Raw genomic sequence first — 17,802 nt, 5'->3', positions numbered from 1 at the left:
TAACAGATTCATATAAAAGAGCCGAAGGTATTCCCTTCGGCTTTTTTGTTAAGATATATTTTGGAATAAGACGTTGGCATAACGCTTTGAAGATTGATGTAAGGTTTATCGTATCTAGAGTGATTGAACGGGTTTCGGTTCCATCTCTTTATAGTCACCGTCGATCAAATCTCGAGCTTTTTGCCAAAGTTGTCCCATCGTTTCATGCCAATAGCGCTCTGTTTGTTCCAAGTATTTGGCTTTAGGGGCGTATTTTTCCCAAGGTTGGTTAATGTTGTCATAAGCAAGGTAATTAGTTGGGGCTGGAAAAGGGGTGATACCTGCTTGATTAAATTCATACAAGGCGCGCTTCATATGGCTTGCAGACGTCACTAAAACCATTTTCTTCATCCGAACAAAAGCCGCCGCTTGTCTTGCTTCTTCCCACGTATCTTTTGCTGTTTCTAACAGAATGATATCGGGTTTAGCGACACCTAATGCCAGCGCGACTTTTGCCATCATCCGGGCATTGCTAAATTCAGACCCACCGGCATAACCAGAAAGAATCAATTTCGAGCCAGGGTATAGGCGCATAATTCGAATGCCTTCATTAAGACGCATTAACGCGGTGCGGCTTAATTCTGATGTCGGAGGTATGTCGCTATCCACGACATGGCCACTCCCTAGTACCATGACATAATCAATGGACTCATCAACAGGAAGAAACCCGCTGAATTCTCTCTCCATAGGCATTAATAGACGTGTAGAAACTGGTTGGAAGGATATAAGGAAAATACCACATAGCGAAAATAGGATAATCAGAGATCCTGTCTTCCTACGGGCGGTAAACATAATTAACAATAACCCCAAAAAACCTAGGATTAGCATTGCCGGTAGCGGCATTAACAACGATGAAACTACTTTTTTCAGTTCAAACATACATAAATAGCCCGAAAAAACATCACTTGATAATAAAAAAGGCATAAGCTTCTTTATTCCTGCATTCCATGTGACAGAATAGCAGCACGATTTACTATGATAACCTAACCTGCCGTGACTGAAGATCGCAATTTCGACGATATTGCCCACAAATTTGCAAAAAACATTTATGGTTCTGACAAAGGCGATATTCGTCAGAGCATTTTGTGGGAAGACTTAGAGCTCGCATTATCAACCTTTGATGAGCAACAGAGACCACTTAGCATTCTTGATGCTGGTGGCGGTCTTGCTCAAATGTCGCAAAAGATTGCTGAACTCGGACATCAAGTCACATTATGTGATCTATCTTCTGAAATGCTGCAACTTGCTAAGGTTGATATTGCAAAAAACGGTTTGCTTGAGCAGTATCGGCTGATTCATTCTCCGATACAGGCAATCGGCAGTCATCTTGATGACAAAGTCGATGTTGCTATGTTCCATGCTGTAATGGAGTGGTTGGCCGATCCGAAAACAGCGTTAGATATCGTTCTCAATCAGGTTAAGCCTGGTGGAGTGGCCTCTATCATGTTTTATAATCACCACGGTCTGGTTTTTAAGAATGTGATTTGTGGCAATATCCCTCACGTGCTTGACGGTATGCCACATAGGAAAAGATTTAAATTACAGCCACAAAAAGGGTTGAAGCCAGAAGAGGTGTATCAATGGATAGAAGATGCTGGCTTTGATATTTGTGGTAAGTCAGGTATTCGCTCATTTAGTGACTATATCGGAAATATGGAATATATGGGCGATTACCAATTTGAAGATGTGTTAGCACTAGAAAAACAGTTGTGCAGACAAGAGCCATACCTTTCATTAGGCCGTTACATTCATGTGTGGGCTAGAAAAAATGTATGAGCTAGCAAGCAAAAACAGGACTAACAATGAGTGAGATGACTCAAACTGCAGAAGATCAATCAATTGATGAATTGGTTGGCTGGGTAAAGCAGCATGACTTCTCATTGAATCTTTCCCCTGAGCGATTGGCATTTCTGATTGCTATCGCGGTACTAAGTAATGAAAGATTTGATGAAGAGTTAGGTGAGGGTGAATTGCACGATGCATTTACCATTGTCACTCGAATGTTTGAAGAAACAGGTGATGCATCCGCTTTTCGCGCAAACAATGCAATCAATGAAATGGTTAAACAGAAATTAATTAGCCGTTTCACAAGTGAAATAAATGATGGTGCGAGTATTTATCGTTTATCGCCACTTGCTATCGGGATTTCTGATTATTACCTACGTCATCGTCAGTTTTCAAAGCTAAAACTATCGATCCAGCTGTCAATGGTAGCAGGGGAGATGGCAAGAGCGATTGAAGCGGCACAAAAAGGTGGTACTCCGGGTCATTGGAAAAAAAATGTTTATGGGGTCTTGAAGTATTCTGTTGGTGAAATATTTGATCAAATAGATTTAAACCAACGAGTGATGGATGAGCAGCAACAGTCGGTCAAACAAAAGATTGCCGATTTGTTGAATAACGATTGGCGAGAAGCGATCAATAACTGTGAATCATTACTGTCCGAGACATCCGATACATTAAAAGAGCTGCAAGACACATTGCAAGCCGCTGGTGATGAGCTACAGACTCAAATTCTAGACATTCAAGAAATCGTTTATGGCGATGATGAATTAGAGTTTGTCGGCGAAATTTTGTTTGGCTTACAGATGAAGCTAGACAGAATAACCAGTTGGGGACAGCAAGCTATCGATCTCTGGATTGGCTACGACAGGCATGTCCATAAATTCATCCGTACCGCTATCGATATGGATAAAAACCGCGCGTTTAGTCAGCGTTTACGTCAATCTGTTACAGATTACTTTGATGCCCCTTGGTTTCTTACACATGCGGATGCGGAGCGTTTAAGCGATCTTCGAGATGAAGCGCTGGTCTTGCGTGACGATGAAGTGATGGGACAAGTGCCACTTGAAGTGGAATACGAAGAATTTAAACAAGTAAATGATGAACTCTCTGAGCGAATTGGTTCAATGTTGCAAATTCATAAGCAGCAAGGGACACCAATTGATTTGGGAATTGTATTACGCGATTACCTGACTGCTCATCCAAGAACTCATCATTTCGATTTAGCTCGAATTGTGGTCGACCAAGCCGTTCGCTTGGGTTATTCCGAATCTGATTATCAGGCAATTCAACCTGATTGGCAGGCGATCAACGATTTTGGCGCAAAGGTACAAGCAAATGTCATCAACAAATACTGACGATTACATGCCAGAAAATCTGGTTAAAGCCATCTCCAATCCACTATTTCCGGCTTTAGATAGCGTATTACGCTCAGGTCGACATATCTCTAGTGAAGATCTCGATAATCACGCGCTATTGTGTGATTTTGAGATGGAATTGGCGCACTTCTATCAGCGTTACAACACGGAATTAGTGAAAGCACCTGAAGGCTTTTTCTATTTACGTCCTCGCTCTACCTCTCTTATTGGTCGTAGCGTACTTTCAGAGCTCGACATGCTGGTGGGAAAAGTACTTTGCTTCTTATACCTCAGCCCAGAACGTTTAGCGCATGAAGGGATCTTCACTAACCAAGAGTTATACGAAGAGCTCCTCTCTCTGGCTGATGAAAAAAAATTAATGAAGCTGGCAACAAACCGCGCTTCTGGCTCTGATTTAGACAAAGAAAAACTGTTCGATAAAGTTCGTACGTCGCTACGCCGTTTACGTCGAATCGGCATGATCATCGCGATAGGTGAGACGGGTAAATTCCGTATTAGTGAAGCCGTATTCCGCTTCGGCGCCGATGTGCGTATTGGTGATGATGTTCGAGAAGCTCAATTGCGTCTGATCCGAGATGGCGAAGCGGTTGTTCATACTCAAGAGCCAAGCCAAGGCAGTCTGCTAAATATTGAAGAGAACAGCGAACAAGATAATGAACAAGAGCAAATAGAATTAGAGGGTGAAGTATGATTGAAAGAGGCAAGTATCAATCGCTGACCATGATCAACTGGAACGGTTTCTTTGCTCGTACTTTTGATATTGATGGATTGGTAACCACGCTTTCAGGTGGTAATGGTGCAGGTAAATCGACGACTATGGCGGCGTTTATCACAGCATTAATTCCAGACCAAAGCTTACTGCACTTCCGAAATACAACTGAAGCGGGTAGCTCGCAGTCATCTCGTGATAAAGGCTTGTACGGAAAATTACAACCAGGTGCATGTTATGCCGCGCTTGATGTGGTGAACTCCCGTAATCAACGCCTATTGTTTGCAGTAAAACTTCAGCAAGTAGCTGGACGCGATAAAAAAGTTGATATCAAACCATTCATGATCCAAGGCTTACCAAGCCATGTGAAACCTACGGATGTACTGATTGAAAGCGTATCAGACAACCACGCACGAGTGTGTCAGCTGAATGATGTAAAAGCTGCCGTTGCTCAACATGAAGGTGCGCACTTTAAAGCATTTTCGTCGGTGGTCGAGTATCACTCGCAAATGTTTGAATTCGGTGTTGTACCTAAGAAATTGCGAAATAGTGGTGATCGTTCGAAATTTTACCGCCTGATCGAAGCCTCGCTTTATGGTGGTATTTCGAGTGCGATTACTCGTTCTTTACGTGATTACCTTCTGCCGCAAAATGGTGGTGTGAAAAAAGCGTTCCAAGATATGGAATCGGCGCTGCGTGAAAACCGCATGACGCTTGAAGCGATTAAAACTACTCAAACAGATCGTGATTTATTCAAACACTTAATCACTGAGTCCACGAACTATGTGGCTGCGGATTATATGCGTCATGCAAATGACCGCCGCAATAAGCTTGATAAAACGATGACTTTGCGCGGTGAGCTATTTGGATCACGTACGACTCTGGTTGAACAGAATCAATTACTGACAAGAATTCAAGAAGAGCTTGAGATCTTAGTTGATCAAGAATCTGCTCTTGAACAAGATCACCAAGCTGCTTCTGATCATCTGCAATTGGTTCAAAACGCACTTCGCCAACAAGAAAAAATTGCTCGTTACCAAGATGATTTGGAAGAGCTAAGTGAGCGTCTTGAAGAGCAGATGATGGTGGTGGAAGAGGCGCAAGAGCGTGTTCTAACGGCTGAAGAGCAATCGACGATTTCTGAAGAAGAAGTGGATAGCCTGAAAAGTCAGTTAGCAGACTACCAACAAGCATTAGATGTTCAACAAACCCGCGCGTTGCAATACCAGCAAGCGGTACAAGCACTGAATAAAGCGCAGCAACTGTTAAGTGATGACTCTATTACCGCAGAGAGTGCGCAGGCATTGCTTGCGGAATGCAAGACGAAAGAAGCGGCGAATACCACTGCTTTGCTCGCGTTAAAACATAAACTGGATATGTCATCGGCTGCGGCTCAACAGTTCGAACAAGCATTTAGCTTAGTGAAACAGATTGTTGGTAACATTGAGCGTTGCGATGCTTCTACTCAAGCTAAAGAGACTATTTCAAAAGGTCGTGATGCAAACCATATTGTTCAAAACGAACAACAGTGGCGTGCTCAACATCGTGATTTAGAGCGCAGCATTAGCCAACAGCGTCAAGCTCAACAGCTCGTCAGTGATTACCAAAAGCAACATAATGTGGTGTTATCTGACGAATTGGCATTAGAAGAAGAACGCGAACGTCATATCGCACAAGTTGAGTCTTTAGAGTTTTCTCATGAAGAGCTGCGAGATGCACGTAATGAGCAGCGTCGCGTAGAGCAAGATCAGCAAGCTGAAATTAAAAAACTAGAGGTAATTGCACCTTCATGGATTGCGGCTAATGATGTGCTGGAATCGTTGAAAGAGCAAAGCGGAGCGGATTTATACGACAGCCAAGCGGTTATGTCGCAAATGCAACTCGTGCTGGAAGATGAAAAAGCGCAATCGCTAGCGAAAGATAAACTCGCTGAGCGCAGAAATCAGCTTGAGCAAGAGATCGAACGTCTTGCGTCTCCAGGTGGTTCAAATGATCCTCGCTTAAAAGGGTTAGCTGACACATTAGGTGGTGTGCTTCTTTCTGAAATTTACGATGACATTACCATTGGTGACGCTCCATATTTCAGTGCGATGTATGGCCCTGCTCGTCACGCTATTGTGGTGTCAGATCTTGACGGCATCAAAGAGAAATTGGTTGAGCTAGACGATTGCCCTGAAGATTTATACATTCTTGAAGGTGACGTTGATGCGTTTGACGACAGCTCATTCAATGCTGATGAATTAGAGGGTGCTGTTTGCGTTCAACTTAATGATCGACAAATGCGCTACTCTCGTTTGCCAGAGATCCCACTGTTTGGTCGTGCCGCTCGTGAACAGCGTTTAGAGCTATTACGTGAACAGCGTGAAGAAGTGGTTGAGCAACATGCGAAAGCGGCATTTGATTCACAAAAACTTCAGCGTCTATATCAAGCGTTCAATGGTTTTGTCGCGCAACATATTCAAATTGCATTTGAAGCCGATCCTGAGCAAGCATTACAAGTTTTACGTGATAAGCGTAATCAAGTGATGAGAGTGCTTGCTGAACTGGATGCAAAAGAGCAGCAACAACGTAGTCAATTGACGTTAAGTAAAGCAGCAATTAAATCGCTAGATAAGTTGGCTCCTACGATCCGCTTTGTTGAAGATGATTCATTAGTTGAGCGTTTTGAAGAGATTGAAATCAAACTTAACCAATTAAGTGAAGCCAAAGCATTCATCGCGAACCACGGAAAATCCATTGCGCAGCTAGAGACGATCGCTAATGCACTAGAGGCGGATCCTGAGCAGTTTGATGCGCTTGAAGCTGATTACGCTCAAGCAGATAAAGAGCTACAGCAGCTAAAAACTCAAATGTTTGCGTTGGCCGATCTTGTTGAACGTCGACACTACTTCAGCTATGCCGATTCGGTTGACTTGCTCAATAAGAGCAGTGAATTGAGTGAGCAGTTAAAAGCGAAGTTAGTGGAAGCAGAGCGCGCGAGGATCCGTGGACGTGAGGCACTGAAGCAAGCTCAAGAGCAGATGAACCAATACAATCAGGTTCTTGCATCGTTGAAGAGTTCGCATCAAGCTAAACTTGAAACCGTTCAAGAGTTCAAACAAGAGCTTCAAGAGTTTGGCGTTAATGCTGACGAAGGTGCAGAAGAGCGAGCTCAGCGTCGTCGTGATGAGCTACATGAACGTTTGCATACGTCTCGTAGTCGTAAGAGCGAATACGAACGTACCATTACGTCAACTGAACTGGAAATGAAAGGCTTAGCAAAACGCCTGAAGAAGGTTCAGAAAGAGTACATCGAGTTGCGAACGTTTGTTGTCGCGGCAAAAGCGGGTTGGTGTTCAGTGCTACGCCTTGCTCGTGAAAATGATGTCGAGCGTCGTTTACATCGTCGTGAGTTAGCTTATTTGTCTGCGGGCGAGCTTCGTTCAATGTCTGATAAATCACTAGGTGCTTTACGTTTAGCTGTGGCAGACAATGATGATCTTCGTGATGCGCTTCGTTTGTCTGAAGATAATTCGAAGCCGGAACGTAAAGTGCTATTTTACATTGCCGTCTATCAGCATCTTCGTGAACGTATTCGTCAAGATATTATCCGCACCGACGACCCAGTAGAAGCCATTGAAGAGATGGAAGTTGAACTAGGGCGTCTAACGGAAGAGCTGACTCAACGTGAAAACCGCCTTGCTATTAGCTCTGAGTCGGTTGCGAGTATCATCCAGAAAACGATTCAACGTGAGCAGAACCGAATTCGTATGCTGAACCAAGGTTTGTCTAACATCTACTTCGGTCAAGTGAAGGGTGTTCGATTAAACGTTAAGATCCGTGAAAGTCATGAAGTTCTACTTTCTGGGTTAGCGTCTCAGCAAGATCAACACAAAGATCTATTTGAGAGCACGCGCTTTACCTTCTCGGAAGCGATGGCGAAACTGTTCCAGCGTGTGAACCCGCACATTGATATGGGGCAGCGTTCACCGCAGATCCTTGGTGAAGAGTTGCTTGATTATCGTAACTACCTTGAGTTAAGTGTTGAAGTTAACCGTGGTTCTGATGGCTGGTTACAAGCTGAATCTGGCGCGTTATCGACGGGTGAGGCTATTGGTACTGGTCAATCAATTCTGTTGATGGTTGTGCAGAGCTGGGAAGAAGAGTCACGCCGCTTACGTAGTAAAGATATTGTTCCTTGTCGTCTATTGTTCTTGGATGAAGCAGCACGTCTTGATAGTAAGTCAATTAATACACTGTTTGAACTGTGTGATCGTTTGGATATGCAGTTATTGATTGCAGCACCTGAGAACATCAGCCCAGAGCAGGGCACAACGTACAAGTTGGTTCGTAAGGTATTCAAAGATCATGAGCATGTACATGTTGTAGGGTTACGAGGCTTTGCAAGCTTAGAAAAAGAGGCTTCAAGCGGAGATGTTCAAGATGAATTACCGGAATTAGTCGGCGAAATCTAATTTATCTTGAAAGAACCTAGTTCTCTATAAACAGCTCTAAAATATAGCCCTTACGTTATCGTGGGGGCTTTTTTATTGATGGTAGCTAGCTTGGTCAAACTAGGTCTGAAAGTAGAGCAGGATCAAAAAAGCTCAGCATAGAATGGCTGAGCTTTTTAGCTTTTTGTCGACTATTAAGTGTTTGTCGAATACTAGCTTTTTGTCGAGTATTAACTATTCACTGAGTATTAATTATTCGCTGAGTTTTAATTATTTGGCGATAACCAACACCGTTCATAAAAAATAGGCAAGCACGGTAGGAGACTCATTTCTTTATTAAATCCCAGTACCGAATTGCTTCGCGGCATAGGCGACACGTTCTGCTGGCTTAGGGTATTCAGCGGGTGTTCCTAAATTCTCAATGTGGTGCAATCTTGGCAGCAGGCCAGATCCATTCGCAATTTGGATAGCTAACCCCGGACGCGCATTCAGTTCCAATACCATCGGGCCCTCTTCTTGGTCTAGAACCATGTCAGTGCCCATGTAACCAAGCCCTGTCATCTCCCAAGCACTGGATGCCAGAGTAAGGAGTTTTTCCCAATGAGGAACAACCAGTTCGTTTAAGCGTTTACCTGTGTCAGGGTGTAACTCGATAGGTTGGTCGAACTGCACCGCACGTACCGCTTTACCTGTTGCGATATCAAGCCCGACACCAACCGCGCCTTGGTGTAGGTTCGCCTTTCCGTCAGAAGCCGATGTTGATAGACGCATCATTGCCATCACAGGATAACCTTTAAAGACAATAATCCGTACATCCGGCACTCCCTCATAGCTGAAGCCATCGAAGCAACTATCAAACTTGATCAGGTTCTCCACTACCGCCACATCGTTCTTTCCACCAAGAGAAAAAAGACCGGCAAGAGCGTTACTGATATGGCGTTCTACATCTTCTTTATTAATGGTCGCGCCAGAAGGCTTCGTGTAAACCCCATCTTTGTGAGACGTGATCACTAGGATACCTTTACCACCACTGCCTTGTGCGGGTTTGATAACAAATCCGGGCCAATCGAGAACCATTTTATGGATCTTTTTGACTTCAGCTTGATGGCCAATCACACCAATCAGTTTTGGAACCGTTGCACCTGCTTGTTCTGCAATGATTTTCGTTTTTAGCTTGTCATCAACCAATGGGTATTTTGAACGATCATTATAGCGACCAATATAGCTATGGTTGCGTTTGTTCATTCCCATTATGCCTTTATCTTTTAGCTTAAAGGGTGAGGTGAATTGTTCCCACATAACTCAGTCCTCCGCTAAAGGTTTAAAGCGACGAAGTTCGGTTAATCGGTAGCCTGTGTAGTTACCTAGTAATAGGATCACTGCAAGGATAACCAATTGAAGCCCAATAAAGTTAAACGTTAAGTGCTGGATAAATCCGTTGGTCATGCCTAAGTAAACTAATACTGCGGTGAAAAGCGAGCCGCCACCTTGGAGCATTACCTCTTTAGCGCCTTCCTCTTCCCAAAGGATCGACATGCGTTCGATTGTCCAAGAGAGGATGATCATCGGGAAGAAGGTAATGGAGAGTCCTTCTGTCAGACCAATCTTGAAAGCAACCACGGTGAACACCGAGATGATCAAGATAACCGTAATGATGACGGCGGATATTCGAGCCACGAGTAATAAATTCAGCTTGGATAAATAACTTCGAATGATCAACCCTGTTCCCACAATCAACAAGAAGCCGACAATACCGGTGACTAATTGAGTTTGTACGAAGGCAACCGCGATAAGCACTGGCATGAAGGTTCCTGATGTTTTCAGTCCAATGATGACACGTAAGAACACAACAATTAGCGCACCGATTGGAATCAGCATGATGGTCTTAAACATCGCTTGCTCTTCAAGGGGTAAACTATGAATGGAGAAGTTGAGCAGTTGGTCGGCTACGACTTTGTTTTCTGTTGCCTGCGAAGATGAAACCTCTTGTGCGATCATTGAGAAATGCACGCTGCTGCTGCTTCCTCCAATCACGTCGAGTAGAGAGACATTCGACTCATCCCAGATAAGCAGATTCGCTTGATTCGTTTCAATCCCGCTTTCTGGCGAAAAAAGTACCCAATCTTTTCCGTTCCAAACTTGCACCATACGTTGAATATTTTGGCGACGACGACCATCTTCAAGTTCGATAACACCTACTGATTTATTGTCTACACCGGCGTAAGACAGCAGCTTAGTTGCTGCTTTTACTTTGTCCATTGTGTTTAGAATCAATGCTGCATTTTGACTATCGGGATCATTAAGGATTTTTATCAGTTCACGAGCAAAAGTGACGTTATCTGCCGAGCGTTGTGTAGCTCGTTCAATCACTGCAATGGCTGCTGCCTCTTCCGGCCCGTTAAAGGTTGGTTTGACAAGGCTTCCCTCTTGTGGAGGAATAACGTCAACTTGAGCTTGGTCATCAACTAAAAATTCGGTTTTGTAATAGATGGTTTGAGCATCTTTAGCTTGTCGAATTGACCACTCAGCCCTACGTCCAGTATCAGTATTCAAATAAGAGACACCGTAACCTGGCGATGAGGCTGATTCACTGATTAGCGTAAAACCTGATTGAGTGTGCGGTGCCGCAAGTGATACTTTGGCGGCTTTACCCTCGGCTGTAAACTCGATTCTGGCTTCTATATTCCAAACTTGGCTGGTTTCACCCGGAGTCCACGGCACGCCATAAGTTTGATGACGGAACATACTCAATGCAACCCCGCCAATAATTAAGAGCGCAATTGAGATATAGAAAGGAATTCTTGACGTCATAAAGTGTTCCTATTTTTCAGTCTTATTATCTGTATGAAGATATTTTTTGCTGACATCCACTAACGCGATATCTTTTATAAACTCTCTTCCAAGTAATACAGGATTGCTCATTTGAGAGCGATCTGCCAATGTAAATTGCGCTTTTTCATGGATTTTTCCGACTTTCACCCATAATTCAATAGCGGCACGTCGTTCTGTTTCGTTGGTAGTGGATTGACGAATTTTTACGTAGCGAATAATAGGCGCTTCAATCCAGTGTTTATCTGCTTGGTTTTCTGATGTTTCTGAACCGTCTGCAAGATGGAATTTCACCCATTTTTTGCCGTTGCGTTCAAATTCTTGAATATCAATGGCATTAAGCGAAGAGGTCGCGGCTCCAGTATCAATACGAGCATCAAATGATTGCTTCATTGACTCGATGGTAACTTTTTCTATTGCACCTAAAATGATGCTGCTTTGATGAGTGGTATTGCTTGTCTGTTCGACTGGGCTTTCTGTCGCAGGTTCATCGACGGAATTGGTGATGGGAGTCGCTTGTATTGCAACATCAAGCTTATCATTCAATTGTTGGACATCAGTCTCAAGGCTTTCAATATAGTCAGCTTGGTTGCTTATCTGCAATTCAAGATTGGTCAACTTGTTGGAAAGATTCGTCTCTGATTGTTGGATCGTATTCACCAGTATTTGATGATTTTTATCTGCACTGGTGAGAGAGCAACCAGAAAGTAAACTGACGATGACGATAGGAGCATATCGCTTAAACATGTACGACCTTAATATTGAACTTTAAGTTATTGTTATCGTAAGTTTAACCTATCCGCAAGAATGCGTGAAGCTTCCTTATGTTAATGTGAAGTCATGCTCGGCTTATTGAGTAAAAACAGTGTCAAAAATGGTCTTTTTTAACACTGTTTTTGATTTTGGATACTTTGGCGTGACTATGGTTTCTTGGCAACCAAAATAGCACGTCTTGGTGCGGGGTGGCCTTCGACCGTTTTAGTCGAGTCATTCGGGTCAAGATAATCAGGAAGTGAGTTGTGTGTCATCCATGTTGTTGAGCGCTGCTCGCCCACTGTCGTAACATTCTCATCGACGATTTTTACATCAACAAATCCGGTTTGTTCCAACCACACTTTGAGTGCTTTAGCTGAAGGGAAAAAGTACACATTGCGCATTTGTGCGTAGCGGTCTACTGGTACTAGAACCGCATTTTCATCGCCAGCAATAACCAAGGTTTCAAGCACAAGTTCGCCACCAGAAACAAGCTGATCTCTCAGTTGAATCAAGTGATCTAACGGTGAACGGCGGTGGTAAAGTACGCCCATGCTGAATACCGTATCGAAGGCTTCTAATTTAGGTAACTGTTCGATGCCTAAAGGCAGAAGGTGAGCGCGTTGATCGTCGCCCATCAATTTACGAATCGCTTCAAACTGGATCAAGAATAGATGTGAAGGATCAATACCCACACATAGGCGAGCTTGTTCACCGAGCATGCGCCACATATGGTAACCGTTACCACAGCCGACATCTAAAATAGAGCGATCTTTCAACGGTGAGATATGAGGTAATACTCGATCCCATTTCCAATCTGAGCGCCACTCTGTATCGATGTGAATGTCGTGAGCGGTATAAGGACCTTTACGCCAAGGGTGAAATGTTTTCAGCAAGCTTTCTAGTTTTTTACGTTCACCATCCGCAATCGGTTGTGCATTCGAAATGGTGACAGACTCTTTTAGCTCAATCGTATCAGGTTTATCTGATGGAATTTTGTTCAGCGCTTTAACCCAACGCTCAAAATCTCCATGATCTGCATTACCCCAATCTGTTAACTGTTGAGGTAAAACATTTAGCCAAGGTTGAAGGCGAGTATCTTGTGCTATCAATTGATAGAAATTAGCAAAATTGAACATGAGTTATCTTAATCGTTATATAAATGAGAGAGGCACTCTGTATAAAGTGCCGCTAAATAGTGAAGCCCACAGCTAGAGCGTGGTTAAAGTGCTATTTGATGGCAAACATAGAGCCGAAATTGAAACATTGAAACCAAACTTCGTAGCTTGAAAATCCAATGTCTTTAAAGCGATCTTTATGAATTTGGATAGAATCTGGTCGCATCACATTCTCAATGGCGCTACGTTTTTGACTCACTTCAAGTTCGCTATACCCATTGGCACGTTTGAAATCATGGTGCAAATCGATTAATAGCTCGTTTGAGGTTTCGTTTTCGAATACGTATTTTTCGGAGACGATGAGTATTCCGCCTGGGCGTAACCCTGCGTAAATCTTTTTAAGCAGCGCAGAGCGATCTTCAGGAGAGAGAAACTGTAGCGTGAAATTAAGCACGACAACGGAAGCATCTTCGATTTCAATTTCACGTATATCCGCTTCCAATACCGTTACAGGAGTATCAGAACGGTAAGCGTTAACATGTAATTTGCAGCGCTCAACCATTGCTGATGAATTATCAATGGCTAGAATTTGGCACCCTTCCTGCTGAATATGGCGACGCATAGAGAGCGTCGCTGCACCGAGAGAACAACCTAGATCGTAAACCTTTGAATGAGGCTTAGCGAAACGTTCCGCAAGCATGCCAATAGCAGAGATAATATTGCTGTAGCCGGGAACCGATCGTTGGATCATATCTGGGAAAACTTCAGCTACTCTTTCATCAAAAGTAAAATCGCCAATCTTATCGATAGGAGCTGAAAAGATAGTGTCTTTAGTGTTCATGCTCATTTCTCAATGCAAGAGTTGGTGTGTGGAATACATGCGCCAACGTTACAAATTAGTATTGCGAATACAGTCAATATTCAGAGTCGGCGAATATTGACTGTAAAAAGGGGGCATATTTTATGAAAAATTGCTCACTTTGTCATTAATAATGAGGAAGTAGATTTACACACTCAAAACATATCGATTTGTGGGCTGTTCACGCTATTCGGAAAAGTGGGGAGGGGTGGCAGGGTATGCCGTTGTTGAAGGGTTATGTCCTGCTGTAACAGATCATAAAGTTTGAGCGCTAATTCAGGCGCTTGAACGTTATCTGGTGTATGAATCATTAAATAGGGTTGCTTTCCTTGTTGGATCCAAGTGGAGAGCTTCGCAAGCCAAGGTTGGAAAAAAGCCACATTAGCTTCAATATCTGGGTGTCCAATGAAGCGGATCATGGGATTGGTGCTTGTTGCAATGGCATGGGCGGGGACTTTTGGCTTATTTCTGTGTGCTTCTCTTACCGCTTCAGTTGTCGGTGGAGCTGCAAACACAGGACGGCTGTCCATAATGATCCGGTTGATGTTGTTTTCAACTAACCACTGGTTAAACTGTTTTTCGTCATCGTTCTTATTGAAGAAGCCCAAATGGCGGACCTCAATGCCTAATTTTATTTCTGGCGGAAAGCCTTGGCAGAACTTCTGTAAAATAGGTAGATCCGCAGGAGAGAAGGCCGCAGGCAGTTGGATGGTCCATTGACCAATTTTAGACCAGAGCGGCTGCATCACAATTAAGAAATCTTTCAAGCTTTGCTGGCTATGACGCAGCATCTGCTGGTGGGTGATCTCTTTTGGAAGCTTAAATGTGAAGCGAAATTCATCAGGTGTACTGGCTTGCCAGTTTTGAATTGTCGCCATTGACGGGGTCGCATAAAAAGTGGTGTTACCCTCGACGGTATGAAAGACCTGAGAATATTTTGCGAGCCTTTCTGCTGGCTTAGTGCCATTTCCATAGAAGCTTGCTTGCCACTGAGAGTGCGACCACATGGTTAATCCAAGTCGAATGGGTAATTGAGTCATCATCTCTCTGTGAAGTAAGTGGCCGATATTGAACTGTACGAAACTTTTGATCGTTTGGAAACGGTAACGATATAATCCGATGAAAAGTTACACTTTTGATGTTTATTTAGCCGCTTGTTGGGGCGAAATGCATCAAAGCATGATAAAACACAACAAATTGTATTCTGGAAGGTCGATTTTAAGTGATTTTCAGCGTATAAATGACACTTTGCTCTGTCGGAAGTCCATTTTCTGGCAGCCTAGAATTAGACATTATTAAAGAGATTGGGAAATTCATTATGCGTACCCATTACTGTGGTGACCTGAACAAGTCCCTTGCAGGACAAACTGTAGAACTTTGCGGCTGGGTTAACCGTCGCCGTGATTTAGGCGGTCTTATCTTCATTGATATGCGAGATCGTGAAGGTGTCGTTCAGGTAGTTATTGACCCAGATATGAAAGATGTATTTGAGGTAGCTAGCCAACTGCGTAATGAGTTCTGTATCAAATTTACAGGTGAAGTTCGTGTTCGCCCTGACAGCCAAGTCAATAAAGATATGGCAACAGGTGAAGTGGAATTATTAGCAAGCGGTCTTGAAATCATCAACCGTTCAGAAGCGCTACCACTAGACTTCAACCAAACGAACTCAGAAGAGCAGCGTCTTAAGTACCGTTACATCGATTTGCGTCGCCCAGAGATGAGCGATCGCATTAAACTACGTGCTCGTGCTTCTAGCTTTGTGCGCCGTTTCTTAGATGAGAACCTATTCTTAGATATTGAAACGCCAGTACTTACTAAAGCAACACCAGAAGGTGCTCGTGACTACCTAGTCCCTAGCCGCGTTCATAAAGGTAGCTTTTACGCGCTTCCACAATCTCCACAGTTGTTCAAACAACTGCTGATGATGTCTGGATTTGACCGTTACTACCAAATCGTAAAATGTTTCCGTGATGAAGATTTACGTGCTGATCGTCAGCCTGAATTTACTCAAATCGATATCGAAACATCATTCATGTCTTCTCAAGAAGTTCGTGATGTAACAGAGCGTCTTGTACACGACATGTGGAAAGAGCTTTTAGATGTCGAGCTAGGTCAATTCCCGGTTATGCCATTCTCTGAAGCGATTCGTCGTTTTGGTTCTGACAAGCCTGATCTACGTAACCCACTAGAACTTGTTGATGTTGCCGATCTTGTAAAAGATGTGGAATTCCAAGTATTTGCTGGCCCTGCGAATGATGAAAATGGTCGTGTTGCGGTAATTCGTGTTCCTGGCGGTGCTAAACTGTCTCGTAAGCAAATTGACGAGTACGGTAAATTTGTCGGTATCTACGGCGCGAAAGGCTTAGCATGGATGAAAGTCAACGATCGTGCAGCAGGCTTTGAAGGTGTTCAATCTCCAGTTGCTAAGTTCCTAAGCGAAGATATCGTGAATGGTATCCTTGAGCGTACTGAAGCTGAAACAGGTGATATCATCCTATTTGGTGCAGATAAAGCGGGTATCGTTGCAGAAGCAATGGGCGCTTTACGTATCAAACTTGGTGACGATCTTGAGCTGACAGATAAGAAAGCGTGGGCACCACTTTGGGTTATCGATTTCCCAATGTTTGAAGAAGATGGTGAAGGTAACTTGCATGCAATGCACCACCCATTCACATCTCCTCTAGGTATGACAGCGGAAGAGCTTCAAGCTAATCCGGCTGCTGCGAATTCTGATGCTTACGATATGGTTATCAATGGCTACGAAGTTGGTGGTGGTTCTGTTCGTATTCACAACTCAGACATGCAAACAGCAGTATTTAATATCTTAGGTATTGAAGCGAAAGAGCAACAAGAGAAATTTGGTTTCCTACTTGAAGCTCTAAAATACGGCACGCCGCCGCATGCTGGTCTTGCTTTTGGTCTTGACCGCCTTGCAATGCTACTTTGTGGTACTGAAAACATTCGTGACGTAATTGCATTCCCTAAAACAACAGCCGCTTCTTGTTTGTTGACTGATGCTCCTAGTCTTGCTAACCCAGCATCACTAGAAGAGTTAGCCATTGCGGTTAATTTAGCGAAAGAGAAAGAAGCCGAGTAATCAATCTCGAGTGGACTCTTGTTCGTTAAGTTTTAACAATGAATGCCCGTTTTTACGGGCATTTTTATATCTATGCCAATCTGAATTTATGGATATAAAACTGTGATGAATTTTGATTGGAACGGTAAGAATTTATGTCAATTATTTTAGGAATCGATCCGGGTTCTCGCATTACAGGTTACGGGGTGATCAAACAAAATGGTCGCCACTTACACTATTTAGGTAGTGGTTGTATCCGAATGTCTGAAAAAGAGCTACCAGGGCGACTCAAACAAATATACGCCGGAGTGACTGAGATCATCACTCAATTTCAACCGGATGTGTTTGCCATTGAACAAGTCTTTATGTCGAAGAATGCCGATTCAGCTCTCAAGCTAGGTCAAGCCCGTGGTAGTGCGATTGTTGCCGCAGTGAACGCCGATTTACCTGTATATGAATATGCTGCGAGATTAATTAAGCAAGCGGTTACCGGCTCTGGTGGGGCAGATAAAGCGCAAGTTCAGCATATGGTCATGACGATGTTAAAACTCCCCGCGAAACCTCAAGCGGATGCTGCTGATGGGTTAGGGGTGGCAATTTGTCATGCGAATACCAATAAAACATTGATTGCATTAGCTGGGAAAGCGACAGGAGCAAAAAGAGGGCGTTATAGATAGTGATTTTTATTGTGACGATCTTTTAATCAATATAAACATTTAACGACTATTTAGCTCAAATTCCTACAGTGAACAACAATAAAGAACTGGATATGTATCCAGTTCTTTTATATTCTTATTTGCGTATTTTATCCTTAAGAGAATGAAT

The 17,802-nt window shown here is 43.4% G+C and carries 13 protein-coding genes; 6 read left to right on the top strand and 7 right to left on the bottom strand.

The annotated features are described in order from the left end of the window. Positions 1–114: 114 nt before the first annotated feature. Positions 115–963, bottom strand: coding sequence for an envelope biogenesis factor ElyC (gene elyC / locus F0249_RS09955; RefSeq protein ID WP_017051957.1), 849 nt, complete (start codon positions 961–963; stop codon positions 115–117). 69 nt (positions 964–1,032) lie between these two features. Between elyC and cmoM the strand changes: the two genes are divergently transcribed. The 4 genes from cmoM to mukB are packed head-to-tail and all read left to right on the top strand — an operon-like array spanning position 1,033 to position 8,363. Continuing rightward, positions 1,033–1,815 (top strand): tRNA uridine 5-oxyacetic acid(34) methyltransferase CmoM, encoded by a 783-nt coding sequence (gene cmoM / locus F0249_RS09950; protein ID WP_171756574.1) that lies wholly within the window; start codon positions 1,033–1,035, stop codon positions 1,813–1,815. A gap of 26 nt (positions 1,816–1,841) precedes the next feature. Continuing rightward, on the top strand, positions 1,842–3,179 hold the full coding sequence (mukF, locus tag F0249_RS09945; protein WP_171756573.1) for a chromosome partition protein MukF: 1,338 nt from the start codon (positions 1,842–1,844) through the stop codon (positions 3,177–3,179). Beyond that, positions 3,160–3,891: a chromosome partition protein MukE gene (gene mukE / locus F0249_RS09940; protein WP_171756572.1), complete on the top strand. Its 732-nt coding sequence runs from the start codon at positions 3,160–3,162 to the stop codon at positions 3,889–3,891. Before mukF ends, mukE begins: the two co-directional genes overlap by 20 nt. Further along, positions 3,888–8,363, top strand: a complete 4,476-nt coding sequence (mukB, locus tag F0249_RS09935) for a chromosome partition protein MukB (RefSeq protein WP_171756571.1) — start codon at positions 3,888–3,890, stop codon at positions 8,361–8,363. The genes mukE and mukB overlap by 4 nt, the downstream gene beginning before the upstream one ends. Positions 8,364–8,678: 315 nt before the next feature. Here the strand turns inward: mukB and F0249_RS09930 are convergent, their stop codons facing one another. From F0249_RS09930 to F0249_RS09905, 6 genes are all read right to left on the bottom strand, one after another. Continuing rightward, on the bottom strand, positions 8,679–9,641 hold the full coding sequence (locus F0249_RS09930; protein ID WP_171756570.1) for an alpha-L-glutamate ligase-like protein: 963 nt from the start codon (positions 9,639–9,641) through the stop codon (positions 8,679–8,681). A 3-nt stretch (positions 9,642–9,644) separates the two neighbouring features. Further along, a complete protein-coding gene (locus F0249_RS09925) occupies positions 9,645–11,153 on the bottom strand; it encodes an inactive transglutaminase family protein (protein WP_171756569.1) in 1,509 nt (502 codons plus the stop codon). Positions 11,154–11,162: 9 nt separating this feature from the next. Then, positions 11,163–11,918, bottom strand: coding sequence for a RimK/LysX family protein (locus F0249_RS09920; RefSeq protein WP_171756568.1), 756 nt, complete (start codon positions 11,916–11,918; stop codon positions 11,163–11,165). A gap of 173 nt (positions 11,919–12,091) precedes the next feature. After that, positions 12,092–13,063, bottom strand: a complete 972-nt coding sequence (cmoB, locus tag F0249_RS09915) for a tRNA 5-methoxyuridine(34)/uridine 5-oxyacetic acid(34) synthase CmoB (protein ID WP_017051965.1) — start codon at positions 13,061–13,063, stop codon at positions 12,092–12,094. 91 nt (positions 13,064–13,154) lie between these two features. Next, complete coding sequence (cmoA, locus tag F0249_RS09910; RefSeq protein ID WP_017051966.1) at positions 13,155–13,883, bottom strand: carboxy-S-adenosyl-L-methionine synthase CmoA; 729 nt, start codon at positions 13,881–13,883, stop codon at positions 13,155–13,157. 173 nt (positions 13,884–14,056) lie between these two features. Continuing rightward, entirely contained in the window at positions 14,057–14,941 is an 885-nt protein-coding gene (locus tag F0249_RS09905; RefSeq protein ID WP_171756567.1) for a DUF72 domain-containing protein, read from the bottom strand. 278 nt (positions 14,942–15,219) lie between these two features. Here F0249_RS09905 and aspS point away from each other — a divergent pair, with 278 nt between their 5' ends. Further along, positions 15,220–16,998, top strand: a complete 1,779-nt coding sequence (gene aspS / locus F0249_RS09900) for an aspartate--tRNA ligase (RefSeq protein WP_171756640.1) — start codon at positions 15,220–15,222, stop codon at positions 16,996–16,998. Positions 16,999–17,132: 134 nt separating this feature from the next. Beyond that, entirely contained in the window at positions 17,133–17,654 is a 522-nt protein-coding gene (ruvC, locus tag F0249_RS09895) for a crossover junction endodeoxyribonuclease RuvC (protein WP_017051969.1), read from the top strand. Positions 17,655–17,802 lie beyond the last annotated feature (148 nt).

Origin of the sequence: Vibrio sp. 03-59-1, assembly GCF_013114135.1 — a bacterium.
Taxonomy (GTDB): domain Bacteria; phylum Pseudomonadota; class Gammaproteobacteria; order Enterobacterales; family Vibrionaceae; genus Vibrio; species Vibrio cortegadensis.
The sequence above is the reverse complement of the archived record's forward strand: the minus strand, read 5'-3'. Positions and strand labels throughout refer to the sequence as shown.

Excerpts from the sequence above, each read along its gene's own strand:
- cmoA (WP_017051966.1), bottom strand. The coding sequence starts at position 13,883 with ATGAACACTAAAGACACTATCTTTTCAGCTCCTATCGATAAGATTGGC.
- cmoB (WP_017051965.1), bottom strand. The coding sequence starts at position 13,063 with ATGTTCAATTTTGCTAATTTCTATCAATTGATAGCACAAGATACTCGC.
- elyC (WP_017051957.1), bottom strand. The coding sequence starts at position 963 with ATGCCTTTTTTATTATCAAGTGATGTTTTTTCGGGCTATTTATGTATG.
- F0249_RS09920 (WP_171756568.1), bottom strand. The coding sequence starts at position 11,918 with ATGTTTAAGCGATATGCTCCTATCGTCATCGTCAGTTTACTTTCTGGT.
- mukE (WP_171756572.1), top strand. The coding sequence starts at position 3,160 with ATGTCATCAACAAATACTGACGATTACATGCCAGAAAATCTGGTTAAA.
- aspS (WP_171756640.1), top strand. The coding sequence starts at position 15,220 with ATGCGTACCCATTACTGTGGTGACCTGAACAAGTCCCTTGCAGGACAA.
- F0249_RS09905 (WP_171756567.1), bottom strand. The coding sequence starts at position 14,941 with ATGACTCAATTACCCATTCGACTTGGATTAACCATGTGGTCGCACTCT.
- ruvC (WP_017051969.1), top strand. The coding sequence starts at position 17,133 with ATGTCAATTATTTTAGGAATCGATCCGGGTTCTCGCATTACAGGTTAC.
- mukF (WP_171756573.1), top strand. The coding sequence starts at position 1,842 with ATGAGTGAGATGACTCAAACTGCAGAAGATCAATCAATTGATGAATTG.
- F0249_RS09925 (WP_171756569.1), bottom strand. The coding sequence starts at position 11,153 with ATGACGTCAAGAATTCCTTTCTATATCTCAATTGCGCTCTTAATTATT.
- F0249_RS09930 (WP_171756570.1), bottom strand. The coding sequence starts at position 9,641 with ATGTGGGAACAATTCACCTCACCCTTTAAGCTAAAAGATAAAGGCATA.
- mukB (WP_171756571.1), top strand. The coding sequence starts at position 3,888 with ATGATTGAAAGAGGCAAGTATCAATCGCTGACCATGATCAACTGGAAC.